General features: G+C 40.1%; 15 protein-coding genes. 7 read left to right on the plus strand and 8 right to left on the minus strand.

Features of this window, described 5'->3' with window-relative positions; translation table 11 throughout:
- Positions 1–2 precede the first annotated feature (2 nt).
- The 6 genes from WCY03_RS09025 to WCY03_RS09050 form a co-directional block, all read right to left on the minus strand.
- Complete coding sequence (locus WCY03_RS09025; protein WP_345992231.1) at positions 3–785, minus strand: cytochrome C; 783 nt, start codon at positions 783–785, stop codon at positions 3–5.
- A gap of 193 nt (positions 786–978) precedes the next feature.
- Positions 979–3582: a Sec-dependent nitrous-oxide reductase gene (gene nosZ / locus WCY03_RS09030; protein WP_345992233.1), complete on the minus strand. Its 2604-nt coding sequence runs from the start codon at positions 3580–3582 to the stop codon at positions 979–981.
- 114 nt (positions 3583–3696) lie between these two features.
- Positions 3697–4674, minus strand: coding sequence for a hypothetical protein (locus WCY03_RS09035; protein WP_345992235.1), 978 nt, complete (start codon positions 4672–4674; stop codon positions 3697–3699).
- Positions 4675–4678: 4 nt separating this feature from the next.
- The gene (locus tag WCY03_RS09040) at positions 4679–5335 is read right to left on the minus strand and encodes a Crp/Fnr family transcriptional regulator (protein WP_345992237.1); all 657 of its coding nucleotides are present in this window, start codon (positions 5333–5335) and stop codon (positions 4679–4681) included.
- 7 nt (positions 5336–5342) lie between these two features.
- Positions 5343–5816, minus strand: a complete 474-nt coding sequence (locus WCY03_RS09045) for a hypothetical protein (protein ID WP_345992240.1) — start codon at positions 5814–5816, stop codon at positions 5343–5345.
- Between the two features lie 99 nt (positions 5817–5915).
- Positions 5916–6953: a CNNM domain-containing protein gene (locus WCY03_RS09050; RefSeq protein WP_345992242.1), complete on the minus strand. Its 1038-nt coding sequence runs from the start codon at positions 6951–6953 to the stop codon at positions 5916–5918.
- Between the two features lie 112 nt (positions 6954–7065).
- Between WCY03_RS09050 and WCY03_RS09055 the strand changes: the two genes are divergently transcribed.
- From WCY03_RS09055 to WCY03_RS09075, 5 genes are read left to right on the plus strand one after another with little or no spacing between them, the layout of a single operon-like run.
- Entirely contained in the window at positions 7066–7992 is a 927-nt protein-coding gene (locus WCY03_RS09055; RefSeq protein ID WP_345992245.1) for a ribose-phosphate pyrophosphokinase, read from the plus strand.
- A gap of 36 nt (positions 7993–8028) precedes the next feature.
- Positions 8029–9819, plus strand: coding sequence for a translation elongation factor 4 (gene lepA / locus WCY03_RS09060; RefSeq protein WP_345992247.1), 1791 nt, complete (start codon positions 8029–8031; stop codon positions 9817–9819).
- Position 9820: 1 nt separating this feature from the next.
- Positions 9821–10393 carry a phosphoribosyltransferase family protein gene (locus WCY03_RS09065; RefSeq protein WP_345992249.1) on the plus strand — a complete coding sequence of 191 codons (573 nt, stop codon included), beginning with the start codon at positions 9821–9823 and terminating at the stop codon, positions 10391–10393.
- Between the two features lie 24 nt (positions 10394–10417).
- Positions 10418–11728, plus strand: a complete 1311-nt coding sequence (locus tag WCY03_RS09070; RefSeq protein WP_345994077.1) for an APC family permease — start codon at positions 10418–10420, stop codon at positions 11726–11728.
- A complete protein-coding gene (locus tag WCY03_RS09075) occupies positions 11728–12228 on the plus strand; it encodes a hypothetical protein (RefSeq protein ID WP_345992252.1) in 501 nt (166 codons plus the stop codon). Before WCY03_RS09070 ends, WCY03_RS09075 begins: the two co-directional genes overlap by 1 nt.
- A 7-nt stretch (positions 12229–12235) precedes the next feature.
- Here the strand turns inward: WCY03_RS09075 and WCY03_RS09080 are convergent, their stop codons facing one another.
- Positions 12236–14224 carry a hypothetical protein gene (locus WCY03_RS09080; protein ID WP_345992254.1) on the minus strand — a complete coding sequence of 663 codons (1989 nt, stop codon included), beginning with the start codon at positions 14222–14224 and terminating at the stop codon, positions 12236–12238.
- Between the two features lie 175 nt (positions 14225–14399).
- On the opposite strand from WCY03_RS09080, the gene grpE reads away from it, so the two are divergent.
- Positions 14400–14939, plus strand: a complete 540-nt coding sequence (gene grpE / locus WCY03_RS09085) for a nucleotide exchange factor GrpE (RefSeq protein ID WP_345992256.1) — start codon at positions 14400–14402, stop codon at positions 14937–14939.
- A gap of 123 nt (positions 14940–15062) precedes the next feature.
- A complete protein-coding gene (gene dnaK / locus WCY03_RS09090; RefSeq protein ID WP_345992257.1) occupies positions 15063–16943 on the plus strand; it encodes a molecular chaperone DnaK in 1881 nt (626 codons plus the stop codon).
- Positions 16944–16993: 50 nt separating this feature from the next.
- On the opposite strand, the gene WCY03_RS09095 is transcribed toward dnaK, so the two are convergent.
- Complete coding sequence (locus WCY03_RS09095) at positions 16994–17671, minus strand: MerR family transcriptional regulator (RefSeq protein ID WP_345992259.1); 678 nt, start codon at positions 17669–17671, stop codon at positions 16994–16996.
- Positions 17672–17691 lie beyond the last annotated feature (20 nt).

The raw sequence follows: 17691 nt of genomic DNA on the forward strand, positions 1-17691 counted from the left end.
ATTTACTGCTCTGCTTCTCTTAATGCTTTTTGTTTTGCAAAGAAAGCAAGCAGGCTTAATATACCGACAACAAGCAATGCGTAAAAACCTATCGTAGGATATGAATGGGTAGTAAACTGGGCTATCTTACCGTCTCCGAAAACCGTCGGCATAAAAGGTTTGATCTTAAACGCTCCCCAGTCATGCAGGTTATGTCCGAACCAATACAGCCAGTATGAGTAATCGGCCACAAAAAGGATCGGCAATATGGTCGGTATAAGCATGATATAGCTGAGTATCTTTTTGTTGTATGCTATGAAATAGATCATTCCCAAACTCACAAGCAGCAGTGCATAGATACCGATCGCTCTTTCAATATGTCCGCCGACCCACATCGGATCCATACCGACATAATGGTTGATCGTATTCATCTCATGAACCTCTCCGCTGTATCCGTCAAAGTGAAAATATACCGGGATTCCTTCCGGGAAAGCTTCTTTAGGATAGTTCGGTGCTTCAAGAGAAACTGCCCAGATAGGTAAAGAGGGAACGCCTATCTCTGATTCTGTTTCGATCATCTTCACTAAGTCGTTATCGGCTTCTTTAGGTGTCGCTTGGCTTTGATATCTGCCTTTGCTGTATAGATTCCATACGGCTATAGAAAGAGATGACACCTGATCACCCTTTCCTGCATCGACTTTATTTAATGTTCCATGAAATGCGATCATTGGAAAAGTAAACGATATTGTTAAAATAATTAAGGCTAACGTCGCAAATATTCTTGCTTTTTTTAGACTTGGATTCATGATTTTTTTTCCTTTGTATAAATTAAAAACTCAAAGTCACCTATACCCTCAATTTTTAATTCTTTAATATTATAAAGTATTGTAGGATAACACTGCAACCATCATATTGACTTTTTGCCAACATAATTTCATTATTTAAGATGCGGGAGGGCTTTCGCCCTCCCGCATACGGATTTTTGTTGAAGACTACCTATTAGAATAGGTTTGCATTTTGATCTACCCATTTTAGGTATTCAATAATATTTTTGACTTCTTTTTCGTTCATATGTTGATTAGGCATTTTCAAGTTGAAATAATCAATCATACTTTTTACATACGGATCAGTATATTTAGACGCCGGATTCATAACGAAATCCTTAACCCATTTTTCACCGTTTTCATGTCTTTGTAGAACACCTGTTAAGTCCGGACCGGATGAAACTTTACCGATTACGTGACATCCGCCACATCCGCCTTCGCCAAATGCTCTTTCCCCTTCTGCAGCAGCAGGAGATTGTTTAGTAGCAACTTCTTTTACAAGCAGGTCTTTTGCTCTGATTCCAACATCGGCTGTTTTAACCATATATTGCCAGATCATGTTTTCAAAAAGAACCGCTTTTTCATAATCGCCTTTTTTCACTGCTGCATCAGATTGTTTCTTTTGCGCAGGAATTTTTCCGTATTGATCAAGAGCATCCGTCACAAGGTTTTTAACCGTTGCATGTTTTTCGAAGTGGTTTTCTTTTAAGAATTTAACAACACTTTGAATAACAGCGTCAGTAGCACTGTTTACAGCAACTGCTTTGTCATACTCAGCTTTTAGCTGTGCTTTAGTCATTGTTTTCATTTTTAGTTTTTGAGCACTAACATATTTTTTGTTAGGATCTTTAACCATCATGTAACCCATCATCTCTAAGTGTAGTGCTGAACAGAACTCTGTACAGTAGTACGGGAATACACCTTCCAAGTCAGCTTTAAATGTCATTGCTACCGTTTCACCCGGCTCTAAAGATGCATGGATATTGTAATCATCAACTGTAAAGCCGTGAGTTTCATCTTCAGCACGTTCTAGGTTTGTCAAGTAGAAAGTAACAGTATCGCCTTTGTTAACAGTAACTCTCTCAGGATTGATATGAGATCTGACAAGTGTTCCGTAGATATAGACATGTTTGCCTTTTCTTACGATTTTTTCTTGACCTGCCAAAGTTTTACCAACGTGTTGTTTTCCTGTTTTAGGATCTATACCCATTTGGTATCTTACTTCAGGATGAAGTTTACTCAATCTGATCGCAACTGCTTGGTGAGGTTCTCCAAGAGGTAACGGCATATCTACCAAAAGATCCATTTTCTTACCGCTGATATCAATCAACTGGTGATTTTGCGGATGTAAAGGACCTACCGGATCGAATCTGTCGATAGCCAGTTTGTTCAATGAGATAATGTATTTACCTTGAGGATCAGCTGATTTGCCTTCCATACCACAAAGGTGACCAACGTTGTAGTGAACGTTTACTTTATCTACCACTTTTAATGTTTTATAGTTCCATTTTACGATTTGGCTGTCAACATATAAAGAAGTATAGATCTCACCGTCTTTCCAATCTTTACCATATTGGTTATGTAATGGCCCAAGACCTAGTTCAGCTTGTCCATGTAAAGATTTTTTCATATCTAGGATAGGAATACCGTAAGGATCTCTTCCTGCATATTCTTTATTGTCGATAAGTTTTTTGATTTTGCTCCATTGGAATACAGATGCATGAGTATCTAGTTTCCCACATACTACGATGTATTCGCCGTCCGGAGACACATCCACACCGTGCGGTGATTTTGGTTCAGGGATCAAGAAAAGAGCATTGTTCGCAACAGCTACGCTCATAGGAATAACTCTCATTCCGTTGATCATTTTATAGTTTTTCTTGTTTTTTACAAGTTGTGCAAGTTTTTTCCAGTTATAAACATGCATAAAGTCGGTATCATTTCTACTCATACCCGCTTCGTTCGGCGGCATACCTACTTCGATCCCACCTGTATACATTTCAGTATTAAATGAGTTTGTAAAGCCCCAGCCGTAAGACACGCCTTTACCAGCATCACTTAGATCTTGCATATATGGAGGTAGTTCAAGAGTAAAAGAATCTTTTGGAATGATTCTTCCTTTTTTATGATCGAACTTCCATAGTGTAACACCGCCGCGATATGTTTCTTTATAATCTTCTATCGGGTGATAGTTATTATCAAACGGCGCAGCATATTGACACGCTTCTAGGATATATTCACTGTTTGGAGTAAAGAATGCTCCACCGTGCTCAGATTTAAATACAGGGTTGACCACGATTTGTTTTGTTTCGAAATCATTAAGATCGATGATTGCGACCCTAGGGTTTGCTTTATCATTGATCGCTAACCATTTACCGTCGTATTTACCATCTGTTTCAGAAAGCGCAGGGTGGTGTGTATCTCCCCAGTTGATCTCTTTGCCTCTGATATTTCCCTCTCTTAAAATTTTCAAGCTGTCGTCATCATAACCATACCCCTGCCATGGTTCCGGTGTAAATACAGCGATGTATTTTAAGATTCTCATTGACGGTACGCCATAGACTATGACTTGTCCACACTGCCCGCCAGAACTAAATACCATAAATTCATCTCTGCCCCCCGTTGGATTGTAGGTTTTAGCAGCATGAATAACATCGTTTTCCGTTAAGCCTCTAGCTTTCATTACTTTTTCAAGTTCCCCACCGTTTGCAGACGCAACCGTCGCAGCAAGCGAAGTACCTAAAACAAGCATGGAAAGCTTACTTAAATACTTGTCCATTTTCCACTCCTTAAAATTCTTTAAGCATAGGCAAAAAACAACCATATACTCAAATTAAGCAAAATAATATTACATTTTACAGGGTAAAAATTTGACCCAGGTCAAATTTTTACATTACTTTGATTTATTAAGATTATAAGTAGAAATTAAGTTGTCTAAATCGATTTTTAGATTCTTTAGTTTGAGGGTTGAATTGGTCAGCTCTTCCAGACTGTTGATCACGCTGTCCTCTTTTTTCGTCAACTCGTGATCGATATCTTTATCTTTTTCCATAAGTGCGAGAAGCTCGAGAATATCTTCTATATTGTTCTCGACAATCTCTAAAGATTCATACGTATGCTGCAGTAATTCCGTAGAATTTTTTACCGATTTGTTTATTTTATTGACCAAGAAGTTAAAATTATTCGTGGCTTCGGTTACATCCTCGATATTATTGTATATCTTGATCGGCTTAAGCCCTTGAATGGTCGAATTGGTAATGATATTCTTAGAAGTAAGAAGAAATTTTTGTACAAAATCGATAACGCTTTTGAGCTGTGTAAACAGGTAGATAAGCGAAAGGGCCAGAAGAATGAACAAGATATCCTGTACTGCCTTAAAGGCGTTTATTTTATTGCTAAAATACAACTGATGCATCTTATTGAGCTTATTTATTTCAAAGACAAGCTGCAGATTCGTATTATATATGTCGTTTACAAGTTCCTGTAAAAGCATGGTTGAGTAGACCGATGTGGTATTCACCTGCCCCATAAAAGTTTGCGCCAGGTTATAAAACTTATTTCTTAAATGGATTATGTTTGCTTTTTGCTGTTTCCCCAAAGGCAGTTTTTTATCGTCTAAAGTCTTGATCTCGGTATTTATACGAAACAGATTTTTTTTGATCGAGTTATCCAGCTCTTTGGTAGAGGAGTTTTCATTCTTATATATATAAAAAATATTTTTCGATATCTCTTGAATAAAATCTTTCTGTTGGTTTAAAGAGGTCAGGATGCTGCTTTGAATATTGTTTTGATAATTAATATAGTTGAACAAAAGGGCCAATGCCATCGATAACATAAAAATCAATATACCGACTATTTTTATTTTTTTCATCTGATCATTCCTTATATATCGCTTCTAAACCTGAAGAATCCAATACAATGACCCTTCCATGGATAATATCGATTATCTTATTGCGTTTTAATCTATTTAATATGCGTGAAAGCGTAGCGGGCTGAATATGCAGGACAAGAGAAACTTCATGCCTTTTTAATTTGTTAAACATATCAAGGTCCGTATTTAACATCATGGCAACCTTTGATACGGAATCAAAAATAAACTCTCTGTCGATTAGAAACTCCAGTTTTTTCGACCTGGAAATCATTTCATTTATAAACTCAAAACATAGTACGTTGTTATGTAAAAACTCCTCTTTGAAGCGTTTATAGTCTACGCCGAGTATCTGTGAATCTTCCAAAAGAGTTATATTGGAAAAAGAGAGGATCGTTTCGCTTTTTATATCCGAGATTCTTGATATAAGCGAATTCTCATGTATATAGTATAGGAATATATCGTTTTCATGCTTATCTATCTTATATGCTTTAGCCAGACCTTTGGTCAAGAAAAGAAGCTCTTTGCTTTGCTCCTTTTCATAATAAAGAAGATAACCTTTATTGTAATCATGCAGGGTGGAAAAGCTAGCTAATTTTTGGATATCTTCACTGCTAAGGGCAGCAAAAAAGTCCAATGATTCTATAGCTTTTAATATAGACACAAAAAACCTAATTTATAAGATTCAAACAATCTTTTTTTGTGATATCGAACTCAAAGAGAGTATTTTTTGTTTTCGCGCTCGTATAGATGTAAGAGACGTTTATTCCTGCGTCTAAGAAAGTTTTCGAAGATTGGCATATCCCCTTTGTGATACTTTTTTGCATTCTTGCTTTGTCGTCTTTTATCACAGCCTGATCATTTTTGGCACCGGTATTTATCTCGAATGTATATACCAGCGATGAGTTTTTACTACCGATCTTTATCAATTGTGTATATTTATCTACGGTCTGCGGCAAAGTTTTAGAGACTTCCGCGACTACCATCTTGATCACATGTTCTCTTTGCTTCATCATCTCTTTTTTAGGAAATTCACCGGGTCGCGTCGGTATTTCATCTGCAAAAGAATAAGAGCTAAAAGAGATCAAAATGAAAATCGGGAGCAGTGAACTTTTTATTAGAGTAAGAACTTTGTCATAACGCATATTTCGCCTTTTTCTTGATGTATGTGGCCGGTATTTTACATTAGCGCTCGGCTCAAATATTTGACCTAGGTCAAACTTTTTAAAAAACTCGAATAGGGGTCATTGTACCGTTTTTCTTTTTATTCTCATCTTAATTTTTGCCAATTCTCTCATATCGTCGTTTAAGTCGCTTTCATCTACTATTTCGACGCCGAGAATAGTCTCTATACAGTCTTCCAATGTGACGATCCCGTCATTTTGGTCATACTGATCCTTTACCAAAAACATATGCTCTTTTTTCGAGATGAACAGATCCAGCGCTATGGATACGGGCAGATTTTTATTGATAGAAAAGATATCTTTTTTTATAGAACCTATCTTTACATTATCGTCTTCAAGCACCTGCTTGAATATGTTCTTGGTCAATACAATACCCGTCACATTTTCAAAACTGCCTTTATATATAGGTATTCTGGAGAACTGAAATATCTCTTTTTTAGCAGCGATCACGTCTTTTAACAGCATATCTTCATCAAGTGCGAACACGACGCTTCTTGGTGTCAGTATCTCTTTTACTTTTATCTCGTCGAGCTTCAGGATATTTTCGATCGCGTCCGATTCCTGTTCGTCCAAAACACCCTGATTTTCACTCAAAAGCGTACTTTGAAGCAGTTCCTCTTTACTCAGTCCATTAAGATTTTTTCTGTTTTTAGATATCTTGTTCGTGATAAAAAGCGTCAGCAATATAACGGGATACGTCAAGAATATAAAAAACTTTATAATATGTGCGGAAGCCGGTGCAAGCTGCTTGTAATATACGGCGCCTATGGTCTTTGGAATGATCTCGGAAAAAAACAGGATAGCAAAGGTCAAGAAGATAGAAATCAGCACGACCGCGTCGCTCCCGAACACTTTTGAAGCCTGTGCTCCGACCGCCGCGGCACCCAAAGTATTGGCAACCGTGTTTATTATCAATATCGCCGCAATCGATTTGTTTATGTGCTCTTTATGCATACGCAAGAGGCCGCCCGAACGCGGTCTGTGTTTTTCAAGTACGGCGATGTAGGGAATATTTACCGATAACAATACCGATTCCAAAACGGAACATATGAAAGAAACGCTGATAGAAAAAACGAAAAAGAGTACTAACAGTTCCACTTACATCCTTTATGAGGATTATAACAAAAAGCCGATCTATTTTCATATATTCTTTAATAGTTTCAAAGAACCAATCTGTTATAATCCCGCAATTATATTTTCAAGGAATGAAATGCGCGGTTACAAGATATTTGCTGGCACGTCTAGCGTCGAATTTGCCAAGGAGGTATGCGAAACACTTGATGTTCCGTTGGCAAAAGCGGAAATCAAACGTTTTAGTGATGGGGAGATATCGGTTCAGATATCCGAGAGTGTTCGCGGACGCGATGTATTTATCATCCAGTCAACGGGTTCACCTTCGAACGACAATCTGATGGAGCTTTTGATCATGACGGATGCTCTTCGCCGCTCAAGCGCGAGCAGTATCACGGCTGTCGTACCCTACTTCGGATATGCCCGTCAAGACAGAAAAGCAGCTCCCCGTGTTCCCATCACGGCACGTCTGGTTGCCAACATGTATGAGACTGCGGGAATAGACAGGGTCGTGACGATCGATCTTCATGCCGGACAGATCCAGGGCTTTTTCGATATTCCTGTTGACAACCTTTACGGTTCTATCATCTTTAAAGAGTACATCAAATCAAAACACCTGAAAAACCCCGTTATCGCTTCGCCTGATATCGGAGGTGTTGCAAGAGCCAGATATTTTGCGCAAAAGATAGGTCTTGAAATGGTTATCGTCGATAAACGCCGTGAAAAAGCAAACGTCGCAGAGGTTATGAACATCATCGGCGACGTCAAAGGCAAAGACGTGATCATGATAGATGATATGGTCGATACGGCGGGAACGATGGTCAAAGCTGCCGCAGCACTCAAGAAAAACGGTGCTACTTCGGTAATGGCGTGTGCTACTCACGCGGTCTTGAGCGGCAAAGCCTACGAAAACCTTGACGGCGGAGAACTGGACGAGCTTATCGTCTCGAATACTCTTGTTTCAAAACCAAACGACAAGATAAAAGTACTCACGGTCGCTCCGCTTTTTGCCGAAGTCATCCGTCGCGTATATCACAATGAAAGTGTAAATTCACTGTTTATATAAATATAACCCATCTTAAAACTAAAGAATATATATACTATGAAAAACATTAGAAATTTTTCTATTATCGCACATATCGACCATGGTAAAAGCACGCTTGCGGACCGTATTATTCAAGAGTGCGGAGCTGTAAGCGAACGTGAACTGACAAAACAGATGATGGACACGATGGACATAGAACAAGAACGCGGCATAACCATAAAAGCACAGTCTGTCAGACTCGACTATGTCAAAGACGGTCAGCATTATGTACTCAATCTCATCGACACTCCGGGCCACGTCGACTTCTCCTATGAAGTCAGCAAGTCTCTTGCATCAAGCGACGGAGCTCTGCTTATCGTCGATGCGGCACAAGGCGTCGAAGCACAGACTATCGCCAACGTCTATATGGCGCTTGAGAACAACCTTGAGATCATTCCCGTCATCAACAAAATCGACCTCCCCGCAGCAGAACCCGAACGCGTTGCAGAAGAGATAGAAGCTACGATAGGCATCGATGCGACCGACGCACTTTTGGTATCGGCAAAAAGCGGTATCGGTATCCGAGCACTTCTTGATGCTATCGTCGACCGTGTCCCTGAACCGGTCGGCGATCCCGATGCCACGACAAAAGCGATCATCTACGACTCTTGGTTCGATTCTTATTTAGGAGCTCTGGCACTTGTTCGCGTGTTTGACGGTTCTATAAAAAAAGGCCAGCTCGTCAAACTCATGAGCAACGGCGAAGAGCATCATGTATTAGACCTGATGTATCCGCATCCGCTAAAACGCCAAAAGACTTCATCTATCGAGAGCGGAGAGATAGGTATCGTCGTCTTGGGACTTAAAGATGTAAGCGTCATCAACGTCGGCGATACCATCACTGATGCCAAAAATCCGACGAAGGAACCTGCTTTAAAATACGAACCTGCAAAACCGTTTGTATTTGCGGGACTCTACCCGATAGATACGGACAAGTTCGAAGATCTGCGCGAAGCTCTTGACAAATTGCGTCTCAATGACAGTTCTCTCTCATATGAACCGGAGACGTCTGTGGCACTGGGATTCGGTTTCCGTGTCGGATTTTTGGGAATGCTTCATATGGAGGTCGTCAAAGAGAGACTGGAGCGTGAATTTGATATCGAACTGATCGCTACTGCTCCCTCTGTTATCTATAACGTCTATATGACCAACGGTGAAATGGTAGAAGTACAAAATCCTTCGGAACTCCCGGAACCGAACTATATAGACCATATCGAAGAACCGTATGTAAAAGCGACTGTCATCACGCCTGCGGATTATCTTGGAAATATCATCACACTTCTGGTCTCCAAGCGCGGTATTCAAGACAAGATGAGCTACATCAACGAAGATCGCGTACTATTGGAGTATTCGATCCCGATGAACGAAATAGTCGTGGACTTTTACGATAAGCTCAAATCGATCTCGAAAGGGTATGCGAGTTTCGATTACGATCCAAGCGGTTTTAAAGAGGGGGATCTTGTCAAACTCGATGTAAGGGTCGCAGGTGACGTAGTCGATGCACTCTCCGTTATCGTTCCTAGAAGTTCGGCGGAATCCCGTGGGCGCGTTTTGGTCAAAAATATGAAAGAGATCATCCCGCGCCAGCTTTTTGAAGTTGCCGTCCAGGCATCGATCGGCAACCGTGTCATTGCCCGCGAAACCGTGAAAAGTATGGGCAAAAACGTTACCGCCAAATGTTACGGAGGAGACATTACCCGTAAACGCAAACTTTTAGAAAAACAAAAGGCGGGTAAAAAACGTATGAAAGCCATCGGTAAAGTTCAGCTTCCGCAAGAAGCTTTTATGTCAGTTCTTAAAATGGATTAAAATGCGCTGCATATTGTGTGAGAGGCTCTCCTTCACACATATCTGCTTCTCCTGTGAAGAAAAATTCTTAACGCCTTCTCTTTTTAAACGAAAAATCCTTGACGGCATCGAAGTCTTCTCCTTTTACAAATACAATGATATAAAAGATCTGATCCATACCAAACATACCGATTTGGGATACTACGTCTACTCCGCTCTTGCAAAACTCACTTTTAAAAAATTTTCCTCCGAGTTTGTCTTTGATGAAAATACAGCAGGTATATGCATCGACGACAGAGTAAAAAACGGCTATTCGCATACTGCAGTCTTGAATAAAGCTTTAAAAAGCAGATATATAACGCCTAGGTATGCAAAGCTTCGCTCGAACAACGATATAACCTATTCCGGCAAAACAAAAGAGTACAGACTAAACAATCCGAGAGATTTTGAACTAAAAGAGTTTAAAGAAAAAAATGTTATCTTGGTCGATGATATTATTACGACGGGCTTGACGCTTACTCAAGGCTGCAACGCTCTTAGAGATAAAGGAAAAGAGATTTTATTTTGCCTTACTCTTGCTGATGCAGGCGAATAAAAAGGATCGGTCATCGAAAAGAAAATAGGTTTTTTAGAAGCATTCAGCATAGGTGTCGGAGGGATGGTAGGCGGAGGAATCTTCGCCGTTTTGGGGCTTACCATCGACCTTTCGCGCGGAGGAGCTCCCGTAGCATTTATAATTGCCGGAATACTGGCACTCGTCACCGCCTATTCCTACGTAAAGCTGTCTCTTCGCTATCCAAGCGAAGGCGGAACCATCGAGTTTATCGTTCAGGCTTTTGGAAACAGACTTTTCTCATCGATCATCAATAATCTTCTGCTTATAAGTTACGTCATCATGCTGGCTCTTTATGCCTACGCTTTTGGAAGCTACGGAGCTGTTTTGTCCGGTCATAGTTCCCTATGGGTGCATAAAGTACTCTCGTCGGGCATTATTTTATTTTTTGTGTTTATAAACATCCTCGGCGCACTCTTGACAGGTAGGGCGGAAGACGTTATGGTTTTTATTAAGATAATCATACTTCTTGTATTTGCCGGTGCCGGCCTTTTAAGTGTCGATTGGACGCATATGGCACCGCACAACTGGATGCCTCTTCCCTCCGTTGCAGCAGGCGGATTTATGATCTTTCTTGCATATGAGGGTTTTGAGCTTATAGCAAACACCGCAAGGGATGTCAGAGATCCGCAGATAAATCTTCCGCGTGCATACTATGCATCTGTCATATTTGTCATCTTGCTCTACATAGTCATCTCGGCCGTGGCAGTCGGAAATCTGAGCTTTGCAGAAGCCAAAAGCGCACAGGATTACGTCCTGGCAAAAGCCGCCGAACCCTTTTTCGGTCAAGCAGGATTCGTCTTTATCTCTATCGCTGCCCTGCTTTCGACGGCGTCTGCCATCAACGCTACCATCTATGGAAGCGGAAGGATAAGCTACATAGTCGCAAAGCTCGGCGAACTCCCTGCGGAGTTTGAAACAAAGATAAAGCACGGATATGAAGGGATGGTTATCATAGGAATATTGGCTGTCATTTTCACAACGCTTTTTAATCTGGACAACATTTCTGTCGCGGGAAGTATGGGATTTCTTATCGTTTTCGGACTTGTCAATCTGGCAAATTTCAGACTGTATAAGCAAACCGGATCAAATCGCTTTGTCCCTCTGACAGGTGCTTTGTTTTGTACCGGTGCAGCTATCACTCTCATAACGTATACCGCTAAAAACTCTCCCGATTCGCTAGGCAGCAGCCTCGTTGTTTTGTTCGGCGTACTGATATTTAGCTATCTGTACAATCATCTAAAAGGTAAAAAGCTCTCGGCTTATATAGACAAAGAGCTTGAACGTGAAGAACGTTTCCTTAAAAAGCTGCTGTAATGACAAAGAGGTTCGTTGCATCTATTATTCTGATTCACTCTTTACTGCTTGCCGGCAGTTTAAAGGTCGGGGATACGATCTCTCCGTCACTTTTTAAGTCGCAATTTGAAAAAAAGATATCGGTCGCCGATAAAAATATTTTGATCATCACTTGGGAGAGATCCACCACTGACGATGTAAACAGTTTTATCTCTAAAAACCTTTCATTTATAAAAAAACAAAAAACGTCTATAATCATAGACGTATCTACGATCCCGCATTTTATATTTTCTTCTTTCGTGATGCCAAAACTACAAAAATACTCCTATGAAGTTTTACTCAACTATGATAAGAGGTTTGAAAAAAGTTTTCCGCACCGAAAGAACAGGATTACGCTACTGTGTCTAAAAGAATCCATAATTCAAAAAATCTTTTTTGAAAAAAGCAGTAAAAGAGTGGCCGAAGATATGCTTACATGTAAAAGATATCAAAAAGCAAAATCCCGTTTTATTCACTTTTAAAAAAAGATTAGAACAACCCTTTTAAGAACTTGTTCACCTCTTTTTCTATCGCTTTTCCCGCCTCTTTTTTTATGAGTTCCGTTGCATCAATACCGATGCGCGGTTTGGCTGCGTTACCTTTTAAACTCAAGGTAAGAGGATTCTTATTGGCTTCGATCCTTATATCGGCATCGATATATTTTGTTTTTGAGTTTAGTTTCAGGTTTTTTGTATCTATCTTTGCGTTGTTCGAATTTAGATGAAGCGATGCCGTTATGTTTTCCTGACGGATGTCAGCATGAAGATCACCCAAGAATTTTTCCTTATAAAGGTCGGTTTTCGCATACTGTTTGACAAGGTTTATCATTTGATTGTTCGTAAAATGGCCGTCGTTTAGTTTGGCATCGAACTTGCCCGATTTTTTAGCAAGATTATAGTTAAGTTTCCCGTCCAAAGATGAGGCGAATATCTCCGGATAGATCAGCATCTTTAAAAGCGGAAGTGTCTGCAGATTCTCTAGATTGGCTGAAAGATCGTCATTATGCAAAAGTGCGTCCACTTTTCCGTCAAATATATCCGAATGAGCCGTAAGCCGCATATTTTTATCTTTTTTCAGACTCCCGTCTACTAGAACAGATCCTTTTAACTCTCTGTTTGTCACGAAGTAGAGTTTGCTCAGATCGGGGATCTTCACTTTGTAATCACTGTTTAAAGTTTTAGTCTGTAGGTCGTAACTCGCTTTTTTAATACCAAGAACCGCAAGATTTGAATTAATATCTACCGCCGTATCTATACTGTTTTTCAAAAGCCTGCTCTGAGATAGCGCATTAAAAGTTACCGAAGGCATATTTTTAAATCCGTAAGTTTTTGAAACATAGCCCGTATCGAGAACACCGCGAGTTATCTTTGATACGACCGTTCCGTTGAACGGTTTGAGATCTTTTATTTTGATCTGCGCATCGATCAGGGCGTCGCCGTAATGAGGTTGTTCGACCATATAAAGGAGTTTTGAAAGGTCTATATTCTTTATATCCGCATCGATCTGTTTTGGTTTAAGATCGGCAAATTCGACGTCAAAAACTGTATTGCTGCCGGCTATACCGCTTGTTCCGCTTACATGAAGCTTCTCTTTCGTACCTTTTACTTTACCCTTGACATCTATTTTTCCGCGAAGCGGCGTTTTAAGCAAAGGACGAAGTAGAGCGAGCTCTTTTACACTGATATCATATGTAAGGTTCAAAGCAAGCGGAGAAGGCGTAAGTACTCCCTGCGATTTTATCTTTGCAAGATTGGAATCCATATCATACATATAAACGGCTTCATCGCCTTTAAGCCTTGCTTTTGCATCGACTTTCAGCTCGGTTTTCGGCAGATCGACGCCGAACTCTTTTTGTATGATCTGGTAATCTATTACGGAATTACGGATATGAAAATCCAGATCTCCGTCTAAATGATGCGGCTTTATATCTTTGAAATTTACGTCAAGTACGATATCTGCTTTTGCATAGGGTTTTTCTCCCAGAAGCGCCAAGATATTTTCAAGCTTTGCACCTTTTACTTTGGCAATGACGGACGTCGGATCGAATTTTGTCAGTTCTACATGATAAAAAGTGTCACTTTTTGCCACGTCGCTTATACCGTCAATCTTCATAAAATCAAGATTTCCTTTAACCTCACCGTTTGTATGAAGTTTTCCGTGAAGCTGCTTTTTTGTTACAGAAGCCAGTGACTGCAGTTCATCGAATTTACAGTTGTAAGATATATCAAACGATCGAGAGAACAGCGAATACGTCCCTTTTACAAGTAAGCTGTTTTTTTCATTTAACCATAAAGATAGTTCAATATAATTTGTTGTAAGTTTAAATACATCGATCTTTAGAGGAAGATCAGTATTCTCCTTTAACTTCGATTCGACGACGGGTTTTAGCAGCTTATTGCCAAATGCGGTAAACGCAGTTATATATATAATGACGATGAAAGATAAAATCAGTCCGAAAAACCATCCGATGTATTTCAAAACAGAGCCTTTTTTTTTAAAAATTTTATCATAAAAGCGATAAATTGATAAAATTTTATACTTGATATTGATTGACTCAACTATTCTAAGTAAATTTAATAATATTGTACTTGACATAGATTGACTCAATTTGTTATAATACTCGCGGATTTCAAAAAAGGAGTCGATTTACAATATGTCTAATGAAAATATGAATGAAGAAACACCCCAGGAAAATGAGGGGATCGAGGCTTCAGAAGAGGTCACAGAAGAGCTTAGTGAAATTGAGCGTCTTCATAACGAAAACGCTCAATTAAAAGATAAGTACGCAAGAGTACATGCAGATTTTGATAATATTAAAAAACGTTTAGAGCGTGAGAAGTATCAAGCGGTTGATTATGCGAATGAAAAATTCGCAAGGGACCTCATCCCGGTGATCGATGCTTTGGATATGGCGATCTCGGCAACTAAAAATGCCGACCTTGCCACCGAAGAGCTCTTAGAAAAGCTCAAAGAGGGAATCGAACTGACAATGAAGCAGTTTCTTACCACTTTGGAAAAACACGGTGTTACGGCAGTGAGCCACGAAGAGGAGTTTGATCCAAACATCCACAATGCGGTTCAAAAAGTCGACAGTGACGAACATGAAAGCGGAGCGATCGTACAGACCTTTCAAACAGGTTACAGATACAAAGACCGCCCGTTACGTGATGCGATGGTCATAGTAGCAAATTAATAATAAAAGGAACGGAGTTGGAACAAAGTCCCAACTTCCTACGCTTGCGCCGCTAAGGCGACTAAAGCTTGACTCTTACGAGTCAGAAACTAAAAAATAAAACTTGAAAAAAAGGATATAAAGATGTCAAAAGTAATTGGAATTGACTTAGGAACAACAAACTCTTGTGTCGCTGTTTATGAGGGCGGCGAAGCAAAAATCATCCCAAACAAAGAGGGAAAAAATACTACTCCTTCAGTTGTTGCTTTCACAGACAAAGGCGACGTACTTGTAGGTGATCCTGCAAAACGTCAAGCGATCACAAATCCTGACAAGACCATCTCGTCTGTTAAGAGAATCATGGGTCTTATGATGGATGAAGACAAAGCAAAAGAAGCACACGATAAAGTTACATACAAGATTGTAAGCAAAGACGGTATGGCTGCAGTCGATGTTGCCGGGAAAGTATACACTCCTCAAGAGATCTCTGCTAAGATCCTTACGAAATTAAAAGAGGATGCAGAGAGCTATCTGGGATCAAAAGTAACCGATGCGGTCATCACCGTTCCCGCTTACTTCAACGATGCACAGCGTAAAGCGACAAAAGATGCAGGGACTATAGCGGGACTTAACGTTCTACGTATCATAAACGAGCCTACCGCTTCTGCACTGGCTTACGGTCTAGAGAGCAAAGCTGATGAAAACGTTCTTGTTTACGACCTTGGAGGCGGAACGTTCGACGTTACGACTCTAGAGATCAGTGACGGAACTTTCGAGGTTCTTTCAACTGACGGAAATGCGTTCTTAGGCGGAGACGACTTTGATAACAAGATCGTTGATTTCCTGGCAGCTGAGTTTAAAAATGACAACGGAATAGACCTTAAAAACGACAAAATGGCTCTTCAACGTCTAAAAGATGCTGCAGAAAGCGCGAAAAAAGAGCTTTCTTCTGCTCAAGAGACTGAGATCAACCTACCGTTCATTACAGCAGACGCAACTGGTCCTAAACACCTTGTTGTGAAACTTACTCGTGCGAAGTTCGAGGGTATGATCGAAACTCTTGTAAAAGAGACTATCAGCCACATCAAAACAGCTATGAAAGATGCAGATCTATCTAACGGTGACGTAAAAGAGATTATCATGGTCGGCGGTTCTACTCGTGTTCCGCTTGCTCAAAAAATGGTTTCTGAGTACTTCGGAGGCAAAGAGCTTAACAAAGGTGTTAACCCGGATGAAGTTGTTGCTGCGGGTGCTGCTATTCAAGGCGGTGTTTTAAGAGGAGACGTTAAAGACGTTCTTCTTCTTGACGTTACTCCGCTTTCACTCGGTATCGAGACACTTGGCGGTGTTGCAACTAAAATCATCGAAAAAGGTACGACTATCCCTGTTAAGAAATCTCAAGTTTTCTCAACAGCAGAAGACAACCAGCCGGCTGTTACGATCTCCGTTGTACAGGGTGAGCGTGAGTTTGCAAAAGACAATAAATCTTTAGGTCTTTTCGAACTTTCTAACATTCCGGCTGCTCCGCGCGGTGTACCTCAGATCGAAGTTACTTTTGACATCGATGCAAACGGTATCTTAACCGTTAGCGCAAAAGACAAAGGTACAGGTACTGAACAAAAAATTACTATTACGGGAAGCACAGGGCTTAGCGAAGAAGAGATCAATCAAATGGTTCAAGATGCTGAAAGCCACAAAGCTGAAGATGAAAAACGCAAAGCGCTTGTTGACCTTCGCAACCAGGCAGATGCACTTATCGCTCAGACTGAGAAGTCTATGACTGAGATGGGTGACAAGCTCGATGCAGAAGAAAAAGTCAAAATCGAAAAAGCTATCGAAGAACTAAAAGCAACGCTTAAAGATGAAAACTCTACAAAAGAGCAGATCGAAGAGAAAGTAAAAGCATTGACAGAAGTGAGCCATAAAATGGCAGAGCAGATGTACAAACAAGAAAATCAAGGCGCAGAAGCGGCACAAGAAGCTAAAAAAGCCGATGACGACGTTATCGACGCAGAGATAGAATAATATCTGTCTTATACATAAAAGAGCTTTAATGCTCTTTTATCTCTCTCTTTTTACCCAAACTTATCTTCCATTATCGCTTTTAAAAATGTTTTATACGTATACCTGTTAAACACATACTCCTTAGCTTTGAAAAGCGTATCAAACATGATCTCCCAAAGAGTCGTAAAGTTATCATCGGTCCGCACTTTGCAAAGCTGTTCTTGCATCTTTCGCTCCAACTTGCTTATCTCCTTTGCATGAAGCATATACTGTTTAAGTATCTCGTACTGTAACCCTACCTGTTCGAACGACTCGACCAGTCTGATAATAATGACATCTTTTTCCGTGAACCGGTCATCGTGAAGCGATACGATCAAACCATCGTCTATGAGTTTGTCTAAAAGTTTTTCGTTAATCTTAAAACTGCCGATAAACTCCTCTTTGGTGTAAAATCTATCATTTTTTGAAACCAGACTCAGCGTATTCATCAACGGTTCTATCATCGTAAACGACGTTGCCAAAGAGCTGTTTTTATTTTTTAACGCTATCTTGATGTCATCATTGCTGCTGCCTATACTGTTTTTCATATATTTGATATATTTGATCAATTCAAGATGTTCGTCGTTATAGACATGTACGTTTGACTTTATCTTCTTTGCTTCTGGCAGCATACCCTCTCTGATATAGTACAGTATCGTAGATTTTGGCATGCCTGTCATCGAGACGAGCTGCGATATTTTGTATTCCATGTTTTTCTCTTTTTAAAACT

Source organism: Sulfurimonas sp. HSL-1716, from assembly GCF_039645975.1.
GTDB lineage: Bacteria > Campylobacterota > Campylobacteria > Campylobacterales > Sulfurimonadaceae > Hydrocurvibacter > Hydrocurvibacter sulfurireducens.

Bases quoted from the DNA above. Each gene is read 5' to 3' on its own strand.
- lepA (WP_345992247.1), top strand. From the start codon at position 8,029: ATGAAAAACATTAGAAATTTTTCTATTATCGCACATATCGACCATGGT.
- WCY03_RS09025 (WP_345992231.1), bottom strand. From the start codon at position 785: ATGAATCCAAGTCTAAAAAAAGCAAGAATATTTGCGACGTTAGCCTTA.
- dnaK (WP_345992257.1), top strand. From the start codon at position 15,063: ATGTCAAAAGTAATTGGAATTGACTTAGGAACAACAAACTCTTGTGTC.
- WCY03_RS09035 (WP_345992235.1), bottom strand. From the start codon at position 4,674: ATGAAAAAAATAAAAATAGTCGGTATATTGATTTTTATGTTATCGATG.
- nosZ (WP_345992233.1), bottom strand. From the start codon at position 3,582: ATGGACAAGTATTTAAGTAAGCTTTCCATGCTTGTTTTAGGTACTTCG.
- WCY03_RS09055 (WP_345992245.1), top strand. From the start codon at position 7,066: ATGCGCGGTTACAAGATATTTGCTGGCACGTCTAGCGTCGAATTTGCC.
- grpE (WP_345992256.1), top strand. From the start codon at position 14,400: ATGTCTAATGAAAATATGAATGAAGAAACACCCCAGGAAAATGAGGGG.
- WCY03_RS09045 (WP_345992240.1), bottom strand. From the start codon at position 5,816: ATGCGTTATGACAAAGTTCTTACTCTAATAAAAAGTTCACTGCTCCCG.
- WCY03_RS09075 (WP_345992252.1), top strand. From the start codon at position 11,728: ATGACAAAGAGGTTCGTTGCATCTATTATTCTGATTCACTCTTTACTG.
- WCY03_RS09095 (WP_345992259.1), bottom strand. From the start codon at position 17,671: ATGGAATACAAAATATCGCAGCTCGTCTCGATGACAGGCATGCCAAAA.
- WCY03_RS09065 (WP_345992249.1), top strand. From the start codon at position 9,821: ATGCGCTGCATATTGTGTGAGAGGCTCTCCTTCACACATATCTGCTTC.